General features: G+C 49.3%; 14 protein-coding genes and 6 pseudogenes. 8 read left to right on the forward strand and 12 right to left on the reverse strand.

Annotation, left to right across the window (positions count from 1 at the left end):
* Positions 1 to 132: 132 nt before the first annotated feature.
* Positions 133 to 690: an OsmC family protein gene (locus I6L54_RS05310; protein WP_000108589.1), complete on the reverse strand. Its 558-nt coding sequence runs from the start codon at positions 688 to 690 to the stop codon at positions 133 to 135.
* Positions 691 to 874: 184 nt separating this feature from the next.
* The gene (locus I6L54_RS05315) at positions 875 to 1,459 is read right to left on the reverse strand and encodes a recombinase family protein (RefSeq protein ID WP_012695450.1); all 585 of its coding nucleotides are present in this window, start codon (positions 1,457 to 1,459) and stop codon (positions 875 to 877) included.
* 159 nt (positions 1,460 to 1,618) lie between these two features.
* On the opposite strand from I6L54_RS05315, the gene I6L54_RS05320 reads away from it, so the two are divergent.
* The 4 genes and pseudogenes from I6L54_RS05320 (at position 1,619) to I6L54_RS05335 (ending at position 7,904) form a co-directional block, all read left to right on the forward strand.
* Positions 1,619 to 4,603, forward strand: a complete 2,985-nt coding sequence (locus I6L54_RS05320; protein WP_040233163.1) for a Tn3 family transposase — start codon at positions 1,619 to 1,621, stop codon at positions 4,601 to 4,603.
* A gap of 83 nt (positions 4,604 to 4,686) precedes the next feature.
* Positions 4,687 to 6,717: pseudogene (locus I6L54_RS05325) on the forward strand (Tn3 family transposase); the annotation flags it as partial.
* A 37-nt stretch (positions 6,718 to 6,754) separates the two neighbouring features.
* Positions 6,755 to 7,650: pseudogene (locus I6L54_RS05330) on the forward strand (DUF1281 domain-containing protein).
* A gap of 113 nt (positions 7,651 to 7,763) precedes the next feature.
* Positions 7,764 to 7,904 carry a hypothetical protein gene (locus I6L54_RS05335; protein ID WP_193145862.1) on the forward strand — a complete coding sequence of 47 codons (141 nt, stop codon included), beginning with the start codon at positions 7,764 to 7,766 and terminating at the stop codon, positions 7,902 to 7,904.
* A gap of 167 nt (positions 7,905 to 8,071) precedes the next feature.
* Here I6L54_RS05335 and I6L54_RS05340 read toward each other — a convergent pair.
* Positions 8,072 to 8,769, reverse strand: a pseudogene (locus I6L54_RS05340) (IS1-like element IS1B family transposase).
* 62 nt (positions 8,770 to 8,831) lie between these two features.
* Here I6L54_RS05340 and I6L54_RS05345 point away from each other — a divergent pair.
* Positions 8,832 to 8,957, forward strand: a pseudogene (locus tag I6L54_RS05345) (IS3 family transposase); the annotation flags it as partial.
* A gap of 11 nt (positions 8,958 to 8,968) precedes the next feature.
* Here the strand turns inward: I6L54_RS05345 and I6L54_RS05350 are convergent.
* Positions 8,969 to 9,430, reverse strand: a complete 462-nt coding sequence (locus I6L54_RS05350) for an Lrp/AsnC family transcriptional regulator (RefSeq protein WP_040229972.1) — start codon at positions 9,428 to 9,430, stop codon at positions 8,969 to 8,971.
* Between the two features lie 208 nt (positions 9,431 to 9,638).
* On the opposite strand from I6L54_RS05350, the gene I6L54_RS05355 reads away from it, so the two are divergent.
* Together I6L54_RS05355 and I6L54_RS05360 are read left to right on the forward strand one after the other, a co-directional pair.
* On the forward strand, positions 9,639 to 10,946 hold the full coding sequence (locus I6L54_RS05355) for an aromatic amino acid transport family protein (RefSeq protein WP_040229971.1): 1,308 nt from the start codon (positions 9,639 to 9,641) through the stop codon (positions 10,944 to 10,946).
* A gap of 31 nt (positions 10,947 to 10,977) precedes the next feature.
* Positions 10,978 to 12,183, forward strand: a complete 1,206-nt coding sequence (locus I6L54_RS05360; RefSeq protein ID WP_023063506.1) for a MalY/PatB family protein — start codon at positions 10,978 to 10,980, stop codon at positions 12,181 to 12,183.
* A 213-nt stretch (positions 12,184 to 12,396) separates the two neighbouring features.
* Here I6L54_RS05360 and I6L54_RS05365 read toward each other — a convergent pair whose 3' ends face one another.
* From I6L54_RS05365 to I6L54_RS05400, 8 genes and pseudogenes are all read right to left on the reverse strand, one after another.
* Positions 12,397 to 12,900: a 4Fe-4S binding protein gene (locus I6L54_RS05365; protein ID WP_226792351.1), complete on the reverse strand. Its 504-nt coding sequence runs from the start codon at positions 12,898 to 12,900 to the stop codon at positions 12,397 to 12,399.
* A gap of 29 nt (positions 12,901 to 12,929) precedes the next feature.
* The gene (locus I6L54_RS05370) at positions 12,930 to 13,526 is read right to left on the reverse strand and encodes a molecular chaperone TorD family protein (protein ID WP_040229970.1); all 597 of its coding nucleotides are present in this window, start codon (positions 13,524 to 13,526) and stop codon (positions 12,930 to 12,932) included.
* Between the two features lie 43 nt (positions 13,527 to 13,569).
* Positions 13,570 to 14,343 (reverse strand): dimethyl sulfoxide reductase anchor subunit family protein, encoded by a 774-nt coding sequence (locus tag I6L54_RS05375; protein WP_023063503.1) that lies wholly within the window; start codon positions 14,341 to 14,343, stop codon positions 13,570 to 13,572.
* On the reverse strand, positions 14,336 to 14,962 hold the full coding sequence (locus tag I6L54_RS05380; protein WP_023063502.1) for a DMSO/selenate family reductase complex B subunit: 627 nt from the start codon (positions 14,960 to 14,962) through the stop codon (positions 14,336 to 14,338). The genes I6L54_RS05375 and I6L54_RS05380 overlap by 8 nt, the downstream gene beginning before the upstream one ends.
* A 13-nt stretch (positions 14,963 to 14,975) precedes the next feature.
* On the reverse strand, positions 14,976 to 17,417 hold the full coding sequence (locus I6L54_RS05385) for a DMSO/selenate family reductase complex A subunit (RefSeq protein WP_044268523.1): 2,442 nt from the start codon (positions 17,415 to 17,417) through the stop codon (positions 14,976 to 14,978).
* A gap of 188 nt (positions 17,418 to 17,605) precedes the next feature.
* Positions 17,606 to 18,303 (reverse strand): annotated as a pseudogene (locus I6L54_RS05390) (IS1-like element IS1B family transposase).
* A gap of 54 nt (positions 18,304 to 18,357) precedes the next feature.
* Positions 18,358 to 18,783 (reverse strand): annotated as a pseudogene (locus I6L54_RS05395) (IS6-like element IS26 family transposase); the annotation flags it as partial.
* A 203-nt stretch (positions 18,784 to 18,986) separates the two neighbouring features.
* On the reverse strand, positions 18,987 to 19,589 hold the full coding sequence (locus I6L54_RS05400; protein WP_050489007.1) for a DUF6448 family protein: 603 nt from the start codon (positions 19,587 to 19,589) through the stop codon (positions 18,987 to 18,989).
* A 233-nt stretch (positions 19,590 to 19,822) separates the two neighbouring features.
* Between I6L54_RS05400 and I6L54_RS05405 the strand changes: the two genes are divergently transcribed.
* The gene (locus I6L54_RS05405; protein ID WP_137378403.1) at positions 19,823 to 20,704 is read left to right on the forward strand and encodes an AraC family transcriptional regulator; all 882 of its coding nucleotides are present in this window, start codon (positions 19,823 to 19,825) and stop codon (positions 20,702 to 20,704) included.
* Positions 20,705 to 20,768 lie beyond the last annotated feature (64 nt).

The following is a 20,768-nucleotide window of genomic DNA, read 5'->3' on the forward strand; positions in this document are numbered from 1 at the left end:
ATATAATCTACTAGTTGATAGATTATATTGTTGCTATTTTTCCGTAGCAAGTTGTATCACTGACTCAGTATCGTGCAGAGCTGAACGTCACTGCCATCCTGCATTCTGAATGGCAGCATTACATCTCTGACATCACGCCAGGCGTGTAATCATTTCAACCGGATTAGCCAGAGTATCGTGGATTGGCGAATTCTTTTGCATTTCGCTGACCAGCGCTTCTAACTCCTCGCGACTGGCGGTCTTGCTCGTAAGGTGAACATCGACGCGAATAGATTTCGCACCTTTACGCACGTTGCTGTCCAGCCCAAGGAAGCCGTTGAGGTTGATATCGAAATTAAGATCCAGCTCGATACCGTCCAGGTCGATCCCTTTTTCAGCAGCCATCATGGTAAGGGTGGCGGTATAACAGCCAGCCAGCGCCTGCATGATGTATTCAGTCGGGCTCATGCCGGTATCGGTGCCGAGTAAACCTGCGGGTTCATCACCGATATTAGAAAATTTCCCCACACGGCTGGTATCGATAACGCCGTTCTGGATTGTGGCGCCGGTCTCTGTGCGAACGGTTAACCCGCCGCTGGAACGGGCTTTCATCTGGAAAGTCAGGTTACCCAGGCCAGGCTGGCTGCGAACTGCTTCACGGGTATTGTGGATCGCAGCTGCGTCTGCAGAAGGTTTAACGGTAGTAGACATAATGGCTCCTGTAATTTCTTGATAAAAGGTATAGCTGGTGTAATCAGTACCAACCATCTAGTTGGTAGATTAATATCGCGAACCTCTTTTGTCTACTCTTTTATAAAAAATAGGGGGAAAAGAACCCAGCAGGCTGTTTTATTTCATAATAACCATTTGATTTTTTTATAATCTTCCCAGCTGCTCACTCTTGCAGCAATCCAGCTTTTACCCGAAGGATAGTCTGGCGGGTGGTATTAAATTCCCGGGCAATAGCACTGATACTGATGCCAGCATTTAGGCGCTCTGTCACTGTTTGCTTTTGTTCCTCGCTCAGGATGGGGGGGCGACCGAAGCGTTTTCCAGCCGCTTTTGCCCTCGCAATACCTGAATACGTTCGCTCAAGCAGCAAATCCCGCTCAAACTCCGCTACAGCAGAAATTACCTGCATAGTCATTTTTCCGGCCGGACTGGTCAAGTCAACGCCTCCGAGTGCGAGACAATGAACGCGAATATCTAAAGCCGCCAGTTGCTCTACTGTTTTTCGGATATCCATCGCATTACGACCCAGACGGTCAAGTTTGGTGACAATCAGTACATCCCCATTTTCCATGCGATCTAGCAACCGGATAAATCCGGGGCGTTCGCTGGCAGCAACCGAGCCACTGATATGCTCCTCAATAAGTCGTTGGGATCTGATGGCAAAACCCGCCGCTTCAATTTCACGACGCTGGTTTTCTGTGGTCTGTTCCAGAGTTGAGACCCTGCAGTAGGCAAAAACACGTGACATGGGAAACTTTCCGTACGAAATGGATGTCCGAATTATAACGTGTGTCCGAAATTAATTTCACTAAGTTTCGGACATGTGCTGTAAGTGGTGTACGAAACCGACCGGTTTCGGTCACAGCGAACAAATAACAGATGAAAACTATACGCGAGGGAGGCATTTATGCCACGGCGACAGATACTGAGCAGCGAAGAGCAGGAATGCTTACTGGTTATACCAGATGATGAAATTATTCTGACCCGAATGTGTTTTCTGAACGAACCGGATATTGCGCTCATTAATAAGCACCGAAGGCCAGCGAATCGCCTGGGCTTTGCTGTATTACTCTGTTATCTGCGTGGACCTGGATTTATTCCGGACAAAAGCAGTGCTCCTCACAATGGCGTTGTATCCAGGGTTGCTTCCCGACTGAAACTTCAGCCTGATTTATGGCCGGAATATGCATCCAGAGAGCAAACCCGCTGGGAACATCTGACCGAACTTTATCGCTACCTGGAACTATCCCCGTTCAGCCGGTCAATGCAAAAAGACTGTATCCGTCATCTGCACCCCTATGCCATGCGAACTGACAAAGGATTTATGCTGGCGGAAGAAATGCTCAGCTGGCTACATAACAATAATGTTATTTTCCCTTCTGTTGAAGTGATCGAACGGACGCTTGCCGAAGTCGTCACGCTCGCTAACAGATCGGTATTTTCGACACTTACCGTGCAACTGGAAAAGCAGCATAAATCAGCACTCGACAGCCTGCTCATATCAGAGGGTGAACAACCTTCCCGTCTGGCATGGCTGCTACAGCCTCCGGGTAAAATAAACGGTAAAAATGTGCTGCAACATATCGACCGGCTTAATTCCATCGCTGCGCTGGGGTTGCCTGATGGTATTGCACTTTCCGTTCACCAGAACAGGTTGCTTAAACTGGCGCGTGAGGGCCGGAAAATGAGCAGCAGGGACCTGGCAAAATTCACCGATGTCAGACGTTACGCTACGCTGGTTTGTATAATAACAGAGGCCAGGGCCACCCTGACTGACGAAGTGATTGATCTGCACGAGCGTATCCTGGGTAGTCTGTTCAGCAGGGCAAAACGCACGCAGGCCGAACGGCTCCAGCAAACGGGAAAGCTTATTCAGAGCAAGCTGAAGCAGTACGTTACCGTCGGGCAGGCGTTACTTAACGCCAGAGAATCCGGGGAAGATCCCTGGACTGCAATAGAAGATGTCCTTCCCTGGCAGGAATTCATCAACAGCGTGGAAGAAACGCGGTTTCTTTCCCGTAAGGGCAATTTCGACGCGCTTCATCTGATCACCGAAAAATACAGTACGTTGCGTAAATATGCCCCGCGTATGCTGTCAGCATTGCAGTTCATGGCGACACCTGCGGCGCAGGCGCTCAGCGATGCGCTGGACACCATAACGGAAATGTACCGTAAACAACTTCGTAAAGTGCCGCCATCAGCGCCAACAGGGTTTATCCCTGAAAGCTGGCGAAAACTGGTGCTCACGCCTTCAGGCATCGACCGCAAGTACTACGAGTTTTGCGTACTGAATGAACTCAAGGGTGCATTACGTTCCGGTGATATCTGGGTAAAAGGATCGCGCCGCTACAAAAATTTTGATGATTATCTCATCCCGACTGCTGAGTTTGAGAAATCCCGACATAATGACCAGTTACAGTTGGCCGTTCAGACCGATAGCCAGGCATACCTTCAGGCCCGTATGACTCTTCTTGCATCTCGGCTGGAAGAAGTTAACGCGATGGCGCTTGCCGGTGATTTGCCCGATGTAGATATCTCAGATAAAGGCGTAAAAATCACTCCACTGGAGAACAGCGTTCCTTCAGGTGTTTCGCCCTTTGCAGATTTGGTCTATGGCATGCTTCCCCATCCGAAAATTACGGAGATACTGGAAGAAGTTGATAGCTGGACGGGATTTACGCGTCACTTCGCGCACCTCAAAAATAATAACGTCAGACCAAAAGACGGAAGACTGTTGCTGACCACCATTCTGGCTGACGGCATCAACCTTGGGCTGACAAAAATGGCGGAATCCTGCCCTGGGGCCACAAGATCGTCACTCGAAGGTATTCAGACATGGTACATCAGGGATGAAACTTATTCAGCGGCACTGGCCGAGCTGGTCAACGCACAGAAAGAGCGGCCTCTGGCCGCATTCTGGGGCGACGGGACAACATCGTCGTCAGACGGGCAGAACTTTCGGGTAGGCAGTCACGGACGTTATGCCGGTCAGGTCAATCTTAAATATGGTCAGGAGCCGGGCGTGCAGATTTATACGCATATCTCAGACCAATACAGCCCGTTCTACGCCAAAGTGATCAGCCGGGTGCGCGACTCAACCCACGTGCTTGATGGCCTGCTGTACCATGAAAGCGATCTGGAAATTACCGAGCATTACACCGATACCGCAGGCTTCACTGAACATGTTTTCACCCTGATGCACCTGCTGGGATTCGCTTTTGCGCCAAGGATCCGTGATCTTCATGACAAGCGGCTGTTTATTCATGGAAAGGCCGAGCGCTATCCGGGGCTTCAGTCTGTCATATCAACAACCTGCCTGAATATCAAAGACATTGAGTCGCACTGGGATGAGGTATTGCGCCTGGCAACCTCGATTAAGCAGGGGACAGTCACCGCATCACTGATGATGAAAAAGTTAGCCAGTTACCCAAAACAGAATGGACTTGCCAAAGCGCTGAGAGAGATTGGCCGCATCGAACGGACACTATTTATGCTGGACTGGTTCCGTGATCCCGGTCTGCGCCGACGCGTGCAGGCGGGGCTGAATAAGGGTGAGGCCCGTAATGCCCTTGCGCGAGCGGTCTTTTTGCACCGTCTGGGTGAAATAAGGGATCGTGGGCTGGAGAATCAGAGTTATCGCGCCAGCGGGCTGACATTACTGACAGCAGCGATCACGTTGTGGAACACGGTATATATAGAAAGAGCTATTGAGTCACTAAAACGAAAGGGTATCCCGATAAATGAGCAACTGGTCTCTCATCTTTCTCCCCTGGGCTGGGAACATATCAATCTGAGTGGAGATTACGTCTGGCGTAATAATCTTAAGCTGGGATCCGGAAAATACCGCTCATTACGTACAGTCGATACCGCTTTGTACAAAAAACAGTCTTAGCGTGGGATAATTTCCGTTTTCCAAGCGGACCCCCTAAACAGCTTATGGCTGATGTACAGGAAAAACACCGACGCGAAACGTCCAAAATCGGGCGTCTGCTGTCGCTTTATGTTGATGACAGTGTTCCCGACCCCACGACCTTTGGTGAAGTCCGCCGCCGCGCCTGGAAAATCATGCCACGGGAGGCACTGAAAAGTACCGCACAGCGCATGAGTGTAAAACCCGTCAGCAGACTGGCGCTACAGTGGCAGGCAGTGGACAGTATGACGGCATTAATCCGGCGTCATCTGCGACCATTATACCTGTCACTCGATCTCACCAGCGTGGTCCGGGATAGCCCCTGGGCTGAGGCGCTGAACTGGCTCAGAGTGGTGTTTGGCAAAAAGCAGACGCTTTCGCAGCGGTCACTTGAGGAATGCCCGCCAGAAACGTTACCCGCACGGCTGCGTCCGTACCTGCTGGAATACGGTGAGGATGGTGAGCCCACAGGCCTGAATGCCGGGCGCTATGAGTTCTGGCTCTACCGTCAGATAAGAAAGCGTTTTCAGGCGGGTGAATTCCACCTCAATGACAGTCTCCGGCACCGCCATCTTTCTGATGAACTGGTCCAGGAAGGGGAACAGGCCTCAGTGCTGGCTGAAATGAAGATCCCCTTTCTGCAAAAGTCCATCAAAACGCAGCTAAAAGCGCTGTCATCCGAACTGCACCGGCAGTGGAAGGCGTTCAACCGGGAGCTGAAGCAGGGGAAGCTGAAACATCTGGAATACGATAAAGACACGCAAAAGCTGACCTGGCATAAATCGGTGATCAGCCGTCATAAGGCACAGGAGAAGCGTTTTTATGAGCAACTAGAATTCTGTGACGTGACCGACGTTTTCCGCTTTGTTAACGAACAATGCCGGTTCCTCCCCGCCATGAAGCCACTACAACCCCGTTATGCCAAAAAAGAAGCGGATGCAGACAGCCTGATGGCGGTTATCGTTGCCCAGGCGATGAACCATGGCAATCATGTCATGGCGAGAACCAGCGATATTCCGTTCCATGTGCTGGAGACCACTTACGAACAGTACCTTCGTCTGGCGTCGTTGCTGACGGCCAATGACTGCATCACCGATGCCATAGAAGCACTACCGGTATTTCCACTCTATTCGTTTGATCCGGAGACCCTTTATGGCGCCGTTGACGGGCAGAAATTTGGTGTTGAGCGTCCGACAGTGAAAGCCCGGTATTCACGTAAATATTTTGGTCGCGGTAAAGGCATGGTGGCTTACACACTGCTGTGTAACCACATCCCAGTCAACGGATACCTGATTGGCACAAACTACTACGAAGGCCATCATGTCTTTGATATCTGGTACCGCAACACTTCAGCCGTGAAGCCTGGGGCCATTACCGGAGACATGCACAGCATCAACAAGGCCAACTTTGCGATCCTTCACTGGTTTGGCCTTCGATTTGAACCTCATTTTACCGACCTGAACAGGCAGTTGTCGGAGCTATACTGTACCAGAGAGCCCTCGACATATAAGAAGTGCCTGATTCAGCCTGCCGGACAGATTGACCTGGACCTTATCACCCGTGAAAAAAGCAATCTCGAGCGCATCGTCGCCACACTGGGGATGAAGGAAATGACGCAGGGAACGCTGATCCGCAAATTATGCACATATACAACGGTTAATCCGACAAGACAGGCAGTATTTGAATATGACCGGCTGGTTCGCAGTATTTACACACTGATGTATCTGCGCGATCCTCAGCTGGAACGCAATATCCGCCGTTCCCAGAACCGGATTGAATCTTATCACCAGCTTCGTGCCGCCGTCGCCAAAGTCGGCGGAAAGAAAGAGTTAACCGGGAAAAACGACATTGAAACAGACATCAGTAATCAGTGCGGGCGGCTGATCTGCAACGCGATCGTTTATTACAACTCCGCGATCCTGTCGCGATTACTGGAGCGGCTGGAAGCAGAAGGCAACGACAGGGGCATTGAGGCGCTGACCCGGATATCGCCGGTGGCCTGGCAGCACATTTTGCTGAACGGACATTATACCTTCCAGAGCAGCAGTGAAATTATTGACCTGGATACGCTGGTTGCCGGGCTGAAACTGGGGTAACGGAAATTTCGGCGGTTCCGGCGTAGAACCCCGTTTAGTGATCACGGGCCAATCCGTTTTTGTGGATGAACTGCAGCAATGGGTCAATGGCCATGTTGTGCCTGACTACCGGCACGCCATTCAACAGAGCTGCCGGCTATTCCTGGCCGGCTGCGCCGGCATACTGAAGCCGGCCACGACAAAACCCGGCGTTTACGTGCCTTACCCGGGTTTATTAACGCATCCGGGTATCGCATCACCTCAGAATCTGGCCTTTGAACACTGGTTCGGGTTGCTGAAGGCGGATGTCCCGTTAACGGCCGAGAGCATTCGCCTGATTGAGCGTCTGTATCGCCAGTCGGACATTGACGCCGTGAAATGGGAGAACATCCCCAACGTCGCGAAGGAGCGTATGACGGATGTGCTGTCTCGCCAGTATGTGGACTGGTTCGGCCTGGTGGGGGTGAGCCCTGATATCGATGCCGGCCTTTGCTGGGAACGTTTGGGCATGATGCCTGAGTATACCGCACCGTGCGATATGCTGATGCTGATCCCGACGCGTCTGGCGACCGAACTGAATGGTTCAGGCGCTTTGTTACGTGATGTGCCGACCACGGCCGATCTCTATGGTCGACAGTACGGCGTCGAATGGCCATCAGGCCATCATGTCGGTTGTGTGCGGGACGGCATCAACACGTTGACGGTACACTTTGATTCCCCGTGGTACCAGCCCGCCGGCGAGGTTATCGGGACAGTGTCGGAGCGGTTCAGTTGCCAGGTGGAACATACCTGGTATATGCTGATGCGGAACGCAGTGGTTACGATCGCTACGACCGCGGCGAGCATGTCGACGGCGGACGAATAGCGGCTGAGGTTGAGGCAGGTGAGGTGATCCACCTGACCTACGCCGACAAGGATTCGATGCCGTTGGCGCCGAATGCAGCAGCCGGCTAATCACCGACTTTTGTTAACGCATTAACTTATGGCCACTGATGTTCGGTGGTCTTTTTTTTCCCGTGGGGGAGTTCCCCCACTGTGGGTGAACTCCCTTGTTAAAGGAGTTCACCATGTTGACGTTTACTGAAGCACAAAAACAATTCATCGGCCTCTTTGGCCAAACGGCACACTACCATCAATATGCTGGGGCATTATACGTTCACGCTACCGGAGGATATTTTAAAGGGAGAGCTGAGAACATTAAATTTTAATATAAACAAAGAATTACCTTCTTAGCGTACGTTACCGTCCCATTGGCCCTCAAACCCCTCAACACCCTGATGGAACGTTTTTTTAGAAGTCTGAAAACAGAATGGGTGCCGGATAATGGATACGCTAATTTTAGCGAAGCCAGCACAGCGATGGTAATGACTCCAACTTATTGATAGTGTTTTATGTTCAGATAATGCCCGATGACTTTGTCATGCAGCTCCACCGATTTTGAGAACGACAGCGACTTCCGTCCCAGCCGTGCCAGGTGCTGCCTCAGATTCAGGTTATGCCGCTCAATTCGCTGCGTATATCGCTTGCTGATTACGTGCAGCTTTCCCTTCAGGCGGGATTCATACAGCGGCCAGCCATCCGTCATCCATATCACCACGTCAAAGGGTGACAGCAGGCTCATAAGACGCCCCAGCGTCGCCATAGTGCGTTCACCGAATACGTGCGCAACAACCGTCTTCCGGAGCCTGTCATACGCGTAAAACAGCCAGCGCTGGCGCGATTTAGCCCCGACGTATCCCCACTGTTCGTCCATTTCCGCGCAGACGATGACGTCACTGCCCGGCTGTATGCGCGAGGTTACCGACTGCGGCCTGAGTTTTTTAAATGGCGGAAAATCGTGTTGAGGCCAACGCCCATAATGCGGGCGGTTGCCCGGCATCCAACGCCATTCATGGCCATATCAATGATTTTCTGGTGCGTACCGGGTTGAGAAGCGGTGTAAGTGAACTACAGTTGCCATGTTTTACGGCAGTGAGAGCAGAGATAGCGCTGATGTCCGGCAGTGCTTTTGCCGTTACGCACCACCCCGTCAGTAGCTGAACAGGAGGGACAGCTGATAGAAACAGAAGCCACTGGAGCACCTCAAAAACACCATCATACACTAAATCAGTAAGTTGGCAGCATCACCCACAGCGATAACGAATTACATAACGGGATATTACAGCCAGCTCAGACCTCATCAATATAACGGTAGTTTGACGCGGAATGAATCAGAACGATTGCTCTGGAAAAACTCTAAAGCCGTGGCCAACTATTGTTGACCACTACACATCTATTTTATAGGTAACCCCTTAAAAGATTTAATCTCCTTGATACTGAAACTGGTATTCATCTCCTTTATATTCCCAATTTTTCGTATCCTTATCATTGATACGTTGTGAAAATCATCCATATCTTTTACTACAAGATGCAGAAGATAGTCGTATCTTCCGGAGATATTATGACAGGCAATTACATTATCAATCTTCATTATTTCTGCCTCAAAATATTGCATGCACTCCTCGGAATGAAGATCTAATGTAATATTCATGAATGCATAAAAATTGTATCCAAGGCTTTTCGGTTCGATAAAAGCCCGATAGTTTTTTATCACTTCCTGCTCTAAAAACTTTAGCCGTTTCCAGCAGGCTGGAGGGGAAAGAAAAACACGCTTGGCAATCTCAGCGTTGTTCAGCCTGCCATCTTCCTGCAAGAGCTTTAAAATCTGCATATCAACTTTGTCAAGCTTTACCATGTTCAACCTCCTGTGATAGCAATCATATTCGTAATTTTATGAAATAAAATTAACCAAATCAATAAAAACAAGAAATAATATAAGCCATAAATTGTAAAAATAGTTAATTTTAAAAAGATAATTAATATACTTACCGGGTAGAATCATTTATGAAGTGCAAACCTCTGTAAATAATTACCATAAAATATCCTCACACAGGAATATACCTATGACCATATTGGAACAGAACATCGACAGGGCCTCATTATCGCCAGAAGAGTGGAAAAAACTAACCCGATTTGACAGTACAGATGTAGGATGGATTATCATAAGCATAGGTATGGCTATCGGCGCCGGGATTGTGTTTTTACCGGTCCAGGTGGGGCTTATTGGATTGTGGGTATTCCTGCTTTCTTCCATCATTGGTTATCCGGCCATGTACCTGTTTCAAAGATTGTTTATCAATACGCTGGCAGATTCACGAGAGTGTAAAGACTATCCCGGTGTCATCGAGGGCTATCTGGGAAAAAACTGGGGAATGCTCCTCGGTCTGCTCTACTTTCTCATGCTGGTCATCTGGATATTCGCCTACCCTACGGCGTTGACTAACGATACAGCGTCGTATTTACACACGTTTGGCTTAACTGAGGGTCTTTTATCAGAGAACCCTTTCTATGGCCTAATTCTTATTACATTTCTTGTGCTTATTGCTTCACGTAGTGAAGAGCTCTTGTTCAGGATTTCCTCTTTCATGGTGTTATCAAAACTGGTGGTAGTGCTTATCCTGGGGTTGATGATGGTCAGCATGTGGGACCTCTCCAAAAACATCGGTTCATTCCCTTCTTTTAGTATTTTAATCAAAAACGCCATTATCACCTTGCCATTTACGTTGACATCAATCCTGTTTATTCAGTCTTTGAGTCCGATGGTAATTTCATATCGTGCAAAAAACAAATCTATAGAAGTGGCAAGATATAAAGCGCTAAGAGCAATGAATATCGCTTTTGGTACACTATTCATCGTTGTTTTCTTTTATGCATTATCATTCACTTTCGCCCTCGGTCACGATGAAGCTGTCAAAGCCTACGAGCAAAATATTTCAGCACTGGCTATTGCCGCACAGTTTATTGAAGGAGATGCAGCAAAGTATGTGACGCCAGTTGGTGTTGCATTGAATATCTTTGCCCTGATGACTGCCTTCTTCGGCGTTTACCTCGGGTTCAAAGAGGCTGTACAGGGACTGACGATGAACGCATTGACCCGTTTTATACCTTCAGAGAAAATCAATAAAAAAACGCTTAATGTTGGTATTGTCATTTTCACTATTGCCATCGCCTGGGGGGCAATCGTTCTGAACCTGCCGGTTCTGCTATTCACCTCAATCTGCAGCCCCATTTTCGGCATTGTTGGTTGCTTAATCCCTGCTTATCTGGTTTACAAGGTACCCTCCCTTCACCGATATAAAGGGTTTTCTCTGTATCTGATCATCTTTACTGGCATCCTGCTCTGTATTTCTCCGTTCCTGAAATTCATTTAAACAAACATATATGTCCAAAGAAGGTTAAATTATGAAGTACAATTTTGATGAAATTATCAACAGAAAAAATACTGATGCCCTGAACTACGATGGGTGGAGACAATATATATTCAAGGCCGACAAGAGTGCCCGCTTTGACTTTAAGGACGATGAATTTGTCAGAATGTGGGTCGCTGATATGGATTTTGCGACACCTCCGGAAATCCTTGCAGCGATTCAGGAGAGGCTTGATAAAAAAATACTCGGTTACACAAAAGTTTACGATGATGAGTACTATCATATTTTCCACAACTGGTGCCAGAGACGCTATGACTGGAATATAGATACCACAGAGATCGTGCTTTCACCGGGCATTATTCCTGCACTTAACCGTCTGGTACCGTTACTGACACAACAGGATGAAAGTGTGTTGATCAATACACCATCCTATACGCCGTTTAAGCAGGCTGGAGACTATAGCTATCGTCGAGTGATCTGTTCTGATTTGCTGAAACAGGACAATGAATACATTATTGACTTCAACGATATGGAGAAAAAACTAACCGATCCTTCTCTAAATATTAAGCTGTTCATTTTATCCAATCCGCAAAATCCAACCGGGAAGGTCTGGTCAGAACAAGAATTAATGAGAATGGGGCAGTTGTGCCTTAAAAACAATGTCTGGATCATTTCAGACGAAATACATTGTGATTTACTGAGAAATGGGATCAATCATATCCCGATGGCAAAACTGTTCCCAGACACTGATAAGATCATCACCTGTATGGCACCAAGCAAAACCTTTAATCTTGCCGGAAATCTGATGTCCCATATTTTTATTAAAAATGAAAAGGTCAGAAAAGAATGGTTACGTCTTTATGATGAGTTTCTTTCACCACTGAGTCTGGCTGCGACCAAAGCGGCCTGGTCCCGGTGCGACGAGTGGCTGGAACAATTAAAACACTATCTTGATGATAACTTCAGACTGGTAGAAAAATTTACCCAGGAACACTTTCCTGACGCAAACTTTAAAATTCCCGATGCAACTTATCTGGCATGGATAAATATTGAGAAATACCTGCCACCGCAGGTAGACAGACAACAGCTTTCTCTCTATTTCGCCAACCAGACGGGAATACTGCTTGAAGGCGGGAACATGTTTGTAAGCAATGGAGAGGGTTACATACGGATTAATCTTGCCTGTCCACGCGCCGTGATACAAGAAGGATTAGAGAGAATAAGAAAAGCACTGAAATAGTAAATCCCTGAAAATTTCAGCCTGATCGTCCAAAAGGTCGCAGTTTAAACAATGCGACCTTTATACCGGATAATTTAGCATGTTGAACCGATTTTCGGAGACTCTCTATCGCGCTGGACGGCTCTGCATGTACATTGTCGCCTGAAAAATAATATCAGGGATATAAATAGCCTGTTAATACCTCGTTTCCTCTCTTCATGACACCCTGACTCATTAATATAGTGTCACAGCATTGTGAGGGCACTGGACAACGCATTCGCCACAACCATCACAGCGTTCGTTGTCAGCCGACATCCGTCCAGACTCATTAATAAAGCAAGCCTGTCGTGGGCATACATCCACGCACTGTTTACACTGTCTGACAGGATTCACACAGGCAGAGTTACAGAACACCGGGCGCAGTCCGGTATCAAAACGAGACTGCACGCGTAGCGCGTCACTCGAACATGCTGCGATACACAAACCACAGCCATCACAACTGGCATATTCAATCATCAGTTGCGGGTAACCGTCTTCATGTCTGGACAGGACTCCCATTGGGCAGACATCAATGCACTGACTACATTGGGTACACTGGGTTATGAACTCCGCATCAGGAACCGCCCCTGGCGGCAACGAATGTCCCAGCCGGGTAGACAGTACTTCTGGCGTTGTGTGCTTTGCCGCGCTGACAAACGCACGAAACAGTCCGCGCCGACTGACGTGCCGGTGAGCCATCAATTCATGATAATATTTCTCTGATTTGTTCATCCGAAATACAGCCGCTTCACCGCAGGTTGCAACGCCCGTTGCTGTTGCAAATCCTGCAAATAGCGCGTGGTCACGGCGGCAAGGCGAGCATAGAACGGACTCATCCTGTTGCCCTGCAGACGTTCAAGATAGCGATATCCCCACGGTAACAAATAAACCTCTAACAGCTGATTAACTGCCGCATCTTTTCCAGCATCAAGTATCGCACTGCAGGCTAACAACATCAGCCCAAACTGATCTTCCGGCTCATTTTGACCCGAATTAAAAGTCATTCCCTGAGACTGCAGAAACGCCCGGTACTTAGCGGTGGTATTGCCCATTAGCAGGTTATCGCGTTCCAGCCAGACAGATCCCCAGGGTGGCACGGGCATCTCGCCCTGCCCTTCAAACAGCACGGAGAATTGCCATGCCAGTTCGTCATTATCGGGAAACGGCCAGTCTGCGCACAGTGAAGCTGTTCCCGCAGGGTCGCTCGATGGGTACAGCTCCGACAGAGTGGGCAGACAATCGAAAAGTGCTTTCACCTCTGGTCGTTCCGGAGAGTAGTAAAACAGTGCACCGAGGATCCTCGGTAATACAATATTGGGGGACATCCTGAGTTCTCCTGAAAACAGAGCGGCTACAGCCGCTCACAGATTACATCGGCAACGTCCACAGGTTGTAGAATGCGATCCTACCCACCAGTTCCGCAGCGATAACCACCAGTGACGTGGTCGCCAGAACGGCCACATTAGTTTTGAGTCGTACCCAGGCCACCACACCGACAATGCCGACAGCTAGCAGTACAACCTGAGCAGTGAACCAACTGGATTGAGCCGCAGTTAGCACCCCATCAGCATCCATAAGCGTCAAAATATAGCCTGGACGCAGGCAGAAGCTGACCAGAATCGCCAGCACACTCACCAGCAACCCCAGGCGCAGACCAAACAGTCCGGCCAGAATGCCACCTCCGATCATCGGAGTCAGTACCATCATCACCGTAGTGTAAGATGTCCGCCAGGTGACCACCGTCGGCAACTGATAGATTTGCGGGATGGCGAAGATAAAAACCACCCCCACCGCGGCCGCCAGCCACACCAGTCCTTTACATAACGAAGCCGCTCCACGATTGAGAAGCAACCCCAGTGCGCCCAGCCCGCCAAGTGTCGCAAACACTGCCGATAACACGATTTCGTTGCTCATCGGTGAATGGCCCACTCGCAGCAACATATTCAATGCTCGTAAAGGCTGGCCTACATGGAAAATGCCCAGCAACACCCCAACGCCAAACAGACACATCGCGGAGAAAAGACCAACGGCCATACGCTGCCTGTCAATCTGCCCCAGGGTGCCGCCAATCAGCAACAGAATAAACGCGCCAACTGCGCTCTGAGTAAAGACGGTAAAAAAGACCAGAGGTAACTCATGCATTGCGCACCTCACTCATGTTCATGATGGCCCCTTCCTTGTCTCCCGTCGGGCGGGCCTTCGGATGGGGTTTAATAATAAGGTTAGGATGAGTAAACGACGCGGCGGGCAGCGGCGCGATTTCATTCTCAGTGCCATACTTCTTCCGTAACTCATCGATCGGCCCGAAATCCAGCGCGCGCTGTGGACAAGAGTCCACGCAAATTGGTCGCAGATTTTTCTCCAGTCGATCAAGGCAACCATCGCACTTACGCATCACTTTGGCCTGAGCATCAAATTGTGGCGCGCCATACGGGCAGCGCATTTCGCAATAACGGCATCCGACACAAATATTGTCATCGACCAGCACCAGTCCGTCCTCTTCACGTTTGTGCATCGCTCCGGTAGGACATCCGGAGACACAAACCGGTTCATCACAGTGGTTACAGGCAATAGAGAGGTAGTAGGTAAAAGTGTCGTTGTGCCAGCTTTCTCCTTCTTTCGCCCAACTTCCGCCACCATATTCATATACCCGACGGAATTTCGGGCCCACGTCCAGATCTTTATTATCCTTGCAACTGACCTGGCAGGTTTTGCAGCCTGAGCAACGCGAGGAGTCAACATAAAAGCCATACTGTTTCATTGCGGATCACTCCCTAAGCGCGTTTGATTTCAACCAGGTTGGTATGTTGCGGGTTCCCTTTCGCCAGCGGCGACGGCAGGTGGCTGGTCAATGTGTTAATACATCCACCCACGTCCACACCGTTGCTGTCCAGTCGGGTCCACGCGCCTTGCGGCATTGCCACCACGCCCGGCAGGATGCGCTGTGTCACCTTGCAGGGGATCTCCACCACACCGCGATCGTTGAATACATGGACCATATCGCCTGATTTCAACTGACGCACGCTGGCGTCTATCGGGTTGATCCAGACTTCATCCGGTACCGCTTCATGCAGCATCAGCACACTGGCATATGTTGAGTGCGTGTGACCTTTGGTGTGAAAACCGCTCATCTGTAGCGGATACTTTGCTGTCAGACTCTTGTTCAGATGGGACTCTGTCACTATACAAAATTCAGGAACAGCCGGAATGCGATCTCCTTCCGGTAGTGTCCAGGCTTTAGCCAGTTCCGCCAGAGTGTGCGAGTAAATCTCAATCTTCCCGGAAGGTGTCGTCAGTGGACTGGCAACCGGATCATGGCGGAAATCAGCAAGGATAATACTGTCCTCATCACGAGTACCTTGCTGATCGATAACCCCCATATTCATTGCAACTTCCCATTCAGGCAGATATGATCGCTTCTCTTTAACTTGTCCGTAATGCTTCGCCATCCACTCTGCCTGAGTACGCCCCTCAGTAAAACGCTCTCTTACCCCAAGATGCCCCGCAATATCTGCACAGATATCATAGGTACTGCGTACTTCCCACATCGGTGTGATCGTTTTTTGCATTGCAATCATGTAATGGTGAGAACCGGCTGCATAGGAACTGTCCACCAGATCCTCGGCTTCTAAGTAGCTAGTTTCTGGAAGAAGGATATCGGCAAAGCGGGCACTGGCAGTCATATGATTATCAATAACCACGATAGTTTCGCACAGGCTGTCATCTTCAAGTATTTTGCGTGTACGATTGATATTTCCATGTTGATTCAGAAGTGCATTCCCGGCCTGGTTGAAGAACAGTTTAATACCGGTTTTCAGTTTATCCGCGCCTTTAACCCCCATAGTGGTGGCTGTCATTTTTTCCGGACTTTGAATCGCATCTGTCCACAGATAGCAGGGGATTGACACCTTAACGGGATTTTCACCAATCGGCAGAGCAGGAACACCATAAGGTGTTCCGTATGTCCAGTTCCCATTGTTGGTTCCTGGCAATCCAAAATGACCCGTCAGGGCAGGAAGTATCTGAACCGCTCTGGAAGTCTGTTCACCATTTGCATGACGCTGTGGCCCCCATCCCTGGGCAATGAAACAGGCCCGAGCTTCGGCCATTTCACGTGCCAACTGGCGAATACGAATAGCCGGGATGCCACAGATATCTGCCGCCCATTCAGGTGTTTTTTCGACGCCGTCATCACCGTTACCCAGAACATAGTCTTTATAACTGGCATTTGGTTTCGCCGTTTCCGGAAGGGTGCTACGATCATAACCGACACAATAAGTATTGACTCGTTCTTCGTCGATCAGATTTTCTTTTATCAACGTGTGTGCAATAGCTGCTACCAGTGCAGCATCGGTTGTAGGGCGAATTGGTAACCATTCAGCATGTTCTGTAACAACAGAGTCTGTATAGCGCGGATCGATGATAATCACCCGGGCGCCTGATATTTCCAGCGCACGGCGCAGTTCTTCAACTTGCCCACCACCGGACATCCGAGTCTCAGATAAATTCAGACCAAAAAAAACCACAAGATCAGAATGCGCAATCTGGCTAAAATGACTGGCAAACTGTACTCCTGTAGCACCATACGTGTAAGATGTGGCGGTTAAGTTTTGAGCGTTTGAGTAATTATTGTAATACTGCAGAAAACCGCCATTCAGGTTCAATAACCTTTTCCATGCGGGTGTTCCTTGGTTATGATAATACGCGCCAGATTGATAATTAAAATAGATTGCTTCATTTCCATATTTTTCAGAAACGCGCTTTAATTCAGCGGCAATAAAGGCTGTGGCCTCATCCCATGAAATACGTTTAAATTTCCCTTCTCCGCGTTTACCAACACGTTTCATCGGATATTTAATCCGGTCAGGGCTGTAAACTCGCCAGCGGCTGGAACGACCTCGCAGACAGGGACGGATTTGGTGTTCACCGAATACCGAATCATCCTTAGCATCTTCCGGTTCAATTCGCACAATCCGATCATCTTTAACTATGACTTTCAGTGCACAGCGGCTGCCACAGTTTACTAAGCAGGCACTATGTCTTATGATTTCAACCCCCTCCTTCCCCGAAACCAATGCAGTATCAGCTGCATTGAGAGTAAACGGCAGGGGCAGTGTGCTTGATGCTGCAACCGCAGCACTAATTTTGGTTGTGTTCACAATAACCTGTCTGCGGGACAGGTCCTGTTGTAATAGCTCATTAATTATTGTTTTCATGTAATTCCCATAACCTCTGAAATAGCTTCCTGATATATGACATTACATTGGGTTATAAGAGTGTTATTGACAATGATCAATTAATACACAATCACGAAGATATAATTTTTATTACTGAGAAAGACAGACCGGTAACTTTCAAAGAAGTTGTCGTATGTTCATACTACCCAGCGGGTAATGACTCCAACTTATTGATAGTGTTTTATGTTCAGATAATGCCCGATGACTTTGTCATGCAGCTCCACCGATTTTGAGAACGACAGCGACTTCCGTCCCAGCCGTGCCAGGTGCTGCCTCAGATTCAGGTTATGCCGCTCAATTCGCTGCGTATATCGCTTGCTGATTACGTGCAGCTTTCCCTTCAGGCGGGATTCATACAGCGGCCAGCCATCCGTCATCCATATCACCACGTCAAAGGGTGACAGCAGGCTCATAAGACGCCCCAGCGTCGCCATAGTGCGTTCACCGAATACGTGCGCAACAACCGTCTTCCGGAGCCTGTCATACGCGTAAAACAGCCAGCGCTGGCGCGATTTAGCCCCGACGTATCCCCACTGTTCGTCCATTTCCGCGCAGACGATGACGTCACTGCCCGGCTGTATGCGCGAGGTTACCGACTGCGGCCTGAGTTTTTTAAATGGCGGAAAATCGTGTTGAGGCCAACGCCCATAATGCGGGCGGTTGCCCGGCATCCAACGCCATTCATGGCCATATCAATGATTTTCTGGTGCGTACCGGGTTGAGAAGCGGTGTAAGTGAACTACAGTTGCCATGTTTTACGGCAGTGAGAGCAGAGATAGCGCTGATGTCCGGCAGTGCTTTTGCCGTTACGCACCACCCCGTCAGTAGCTGAACAGGAGGGACAGCTGATAGAAACAGAAGCCACTGGAGCACCTCAAAAACACCATCATACACTAAATCAGTAAGTTGGCAGCATCACCGCGGGCGCTTTATCCGTGTTGATGAATCGCGGGATCTGCCACTTCTTCACGTTGTTGAGGATTTTACCCAGAAACCGGTATGCAGCTTTGCTGTTACGACGGGAGGAGAGATAAAAATCGACAGTGCGGCCCCGGCTGTCGACGGCCCGGTACAGATACGCCCAGCGGCCATTGACCTTCACGTAGGTTTCATCCATTTGCCACGGGCAAAGATCGGAAGGGTTACGCCAGTACCAGCGCAGCCGTTTTTCCATTTCAGGCGCATAACGCTGAACCCAGCGGTAAATCGTGGAGTGATCGACATTCACTCCGCGTTCAGCCAGCATCTCCTGCAGCTCACGGTAACTGATGCCGTATTTGCAGTACCAGCGTACGGCCCACAGAATGATGTCACGCTGAAAATGCCGGCCTTTGAATGGGTTCATGTGCAGCTCCATCAGCAAAAGGGGATGATAAGTTTATCACCACCGACTATTTGCAACAGTGCCAATTTACTTACATCCGTTGTCGGAATGAACATATCAAAAACAGGTAATTACATAATTTTAATTACAATCCTCCAAATCCCGCTGGGCGTTATCGTGGTGATTCAGAGATGCCGCAAGGGCATCTCTGGCGGACATGATAATTAGTGCTGATGTTCCATCTCAGGCGATCCTCCTGCCGCCATTCCGTTCACTTCTTCGACAAAATGTATGTAGTGAACGTAGTCATTCACATATCCACGTCCCTGTTTAACCGATTGATTCACTTGTTGCTTACTTTGTTCAGCTTTAGCAAATTTTTCCCGGAGAGCATGCTCAACATTGGCAGTCACCTTCGCCACCAGGCTATCAACATTGCCGGCGTTGAGTGCGGCATCTGCCTCTTGTACAACCACGGGAATATGGCCTGCCGGTTTTACACCGGTAAAGGGCGCGCCTTCCGCCTCACGGTGAACACGTACCAGAGTGGTGAAGAGCTGCTGATCGGCCTTCTCCTGAGCGGCCTGACTGCCACCTTGTTTGCTTATTGCCTCGTCAAACGCCTTCCTGACGGTATCTTCACGGTTTTCTGGCACCCATTTTAATAACGGGGTAACATCATGCGCCTGGAGCGCGCTTTTAGCCTCGGTAATCACCGGTCCATCCATGCCGTCGCAGTGGGCGAACGCCGTTGTGCTTATCGTCATTCCCGCAAGGATCACGATGCTCGCGCACAGGGTAGTTCTGATGTTTTTCTGCTTTTTCACAATAATGCTCCCGGGTCTTTTTCGACCTGTTCATCTGCTTTTTGGGGATGTTAATCGACGTAGGATTTCAGACCCTCTGCCGATTTGACATCAGAGTACTGGCGTGAAATCAGGGCGTCGTTCGAATTGGTAAAGTCGAACCTACAAAGCGCAAAGTCGAACGTTCCGCTAACAAGAGGCAGAGCGGAACCCGTTCTTTATGTCTCGTTTTGAATGATTGGTGGCGGTAATACATGCTGATTGAGCTATCCGTTTTTCTTCTGGCAGCAGGAATAATGCAGGCTGTATTGCTTTCTGTTTTTCTACTTTTGCCGTCCAACATTGTACAAACCAGCAACCGGCTATTGGTGGTCGTCCTGCTGACCGTCGCCGCCGGTTTTGGCGAGCTTTTACTTTACGGAAGCGGTGTAAGTTTTTCACACCCAAACTACGCTTATATCGGTACGCTCATCTCTCTGCTTCAGCCGCCAGCTATCTATCTGTATACCCGATCGCTGATGTATTGCCGTTTTCAAATTCGGCTCATTCATGCCGTACACTTAATCCCGTTCGCGGCTGGCCTGATTGTGTTTTCCACACTATATGTTCCGCTACCTGAGTCGGAAAAAATAACAATATTACAACAACAGGATTTACCAGGAATGCCGGAACCTCTGCCCCTTGCGTTGGTCTATCACGGGGTATTTCTCGGTTGGTTGGGCTATTCGCTCGGCCGCTTGCAGTCATTTAATTCGGATATCCAGCGTCTTTATTCTGATATCGCCCGCCAGCAAATACTCTGGCTCCGCTTCCTGCTGTCGGGTTACGCGGGGCTGTGGATCGTCAGTATCATTTGCTGCCTGTTTTTCTATCTGTTCAGGCTAACCGATCAAACCACCTGGATACTGCCTGTTGTCAGTATGGCGGGGTTTGCGTTCATTAATACATTGCTGATCTGCGCACTGCGACAGCCCGCTGCGTTTATGGGGCTAACGCAGGAAGATGAAACCCTGCTGGTGGATATTCAGCCGGTTAAAACACTGTTGTTACCGGAGTCAAAACAGGTAGATAACGTGGTGGATTTTATGCGTCGGAATCAGCCGTTTCTGGACTTCCGGGGAGCCGGCCCAACGTGACATCGTTTGGCCGTTAATCATTGTCAGCCCTGTCTACTGCTAAAACCGACAGGGCAATCCTGCA

Origin of the sequence: Citrobacter pasteurii (assembly GCF_019047765.1) — a bacterium.
Classification (GTDB): Bacteria; Pseudomonadota; Gammaproteobacteria; order Enterobacterales; family Enterobacteriaceae; genus Citrobacter; species Citrobacter pasteurii.

Excerpts from the sequence above, each read along its gene's own strand:
- I6L54_RS05310 (WP_000108589.1), bottom strand. The coding sequence starts at position 690 with ATGTCTACTACCGTTAAACCTTCTGCAGACGCAGCTGCGATCCACAAT.
- I6L54_RS05315 (WP_012695450.1), bottom strand. The coding sequence starts at position 1,459 with ATGTCACGTGTTTTTGCCTACTGCAGGGTCTCAACTCTGGAACAGACC.
- I6L54_RS05320 (WP_040233163.1), top strand. The coding sequence starts at position 1,619 with ATGCCACGGCGACAGATACTGAGCAGCGAAGAGCAGGAATGCTTACTG.
- I6L54_RS05335 (WP_193145862.1), top strand. The coding sequence starts at position 7,764 with ATGTTGACGTTTACTGAAGCACAAAAACAATTCATCGGCCTCTTTGGC.
- I6L54_RS05350 (WP_040229972.1), bottom strand. The coding sequence starts at position 9,430 with ATGGTAAAGCTTGACAAAGTTGATATGCAGATTTTAAAGCTCTTGCAG.
- I6L54_RS05355 (WP_040229971.1), top strand. The coding sequence starts at position 9,639 with ATGACCATATTGGAACAGAACATCGACAGGGCCTCATTATCGCCAGAA.
- I6L54_RS05360 (WP_023063506.1), top strand. The coding sequence starts at position 10,978 with ATGAAGTACAATTTTGATGAAATTATCAACAGAAAAAATACTGATGCC.
- I6L54_RS05365 (WP_226792351.1), bottom strand. The coding sequence starts at position 12,900 with ATGGCTCACCGGCACGTCAGTCGGCGCGGACTGTTTCGTGCGTTTGTC.
- I6L54_RS05370 (WP_040229970.1), bottom strand. The coding sequence starts at position 13,526 with ATGTCCCCCAATATTGTATTACCGAGGATCCTCGGTGCACTGTTTTAC.
- I6L54_RS05375 (WP_023063503.1), bottom strand. The coding sequence starts at position 14,343 with ATGCATGAGTTACCTCTGGTCTTTTTTACCGTCTTTACTCAGAGCGCA.
- I6L54_RS05380 (WP_023063502.1), bottom strand. The coding sequence starts at position 14,962 with ATGAAACAGTATGGCTTTTATGTTGACTCCTCGCGTTGCTCAGGCTGC.
- I6L54_RS05385 (WP_044268523.1), bottom strand. The coding sequence starts at position 17,417 with ATGAAAACAATAATTAATGAGCTATTACAACAGGACCTGTCCCGCAGA.
- I6L54_RS05405 (WP_137378403.1), top strand. The coding sequence starts at position 19,823 with ATGCTGATTGAGCTATCCGTTTTTCTTCTGGCAGCAGGAATAATGCAG.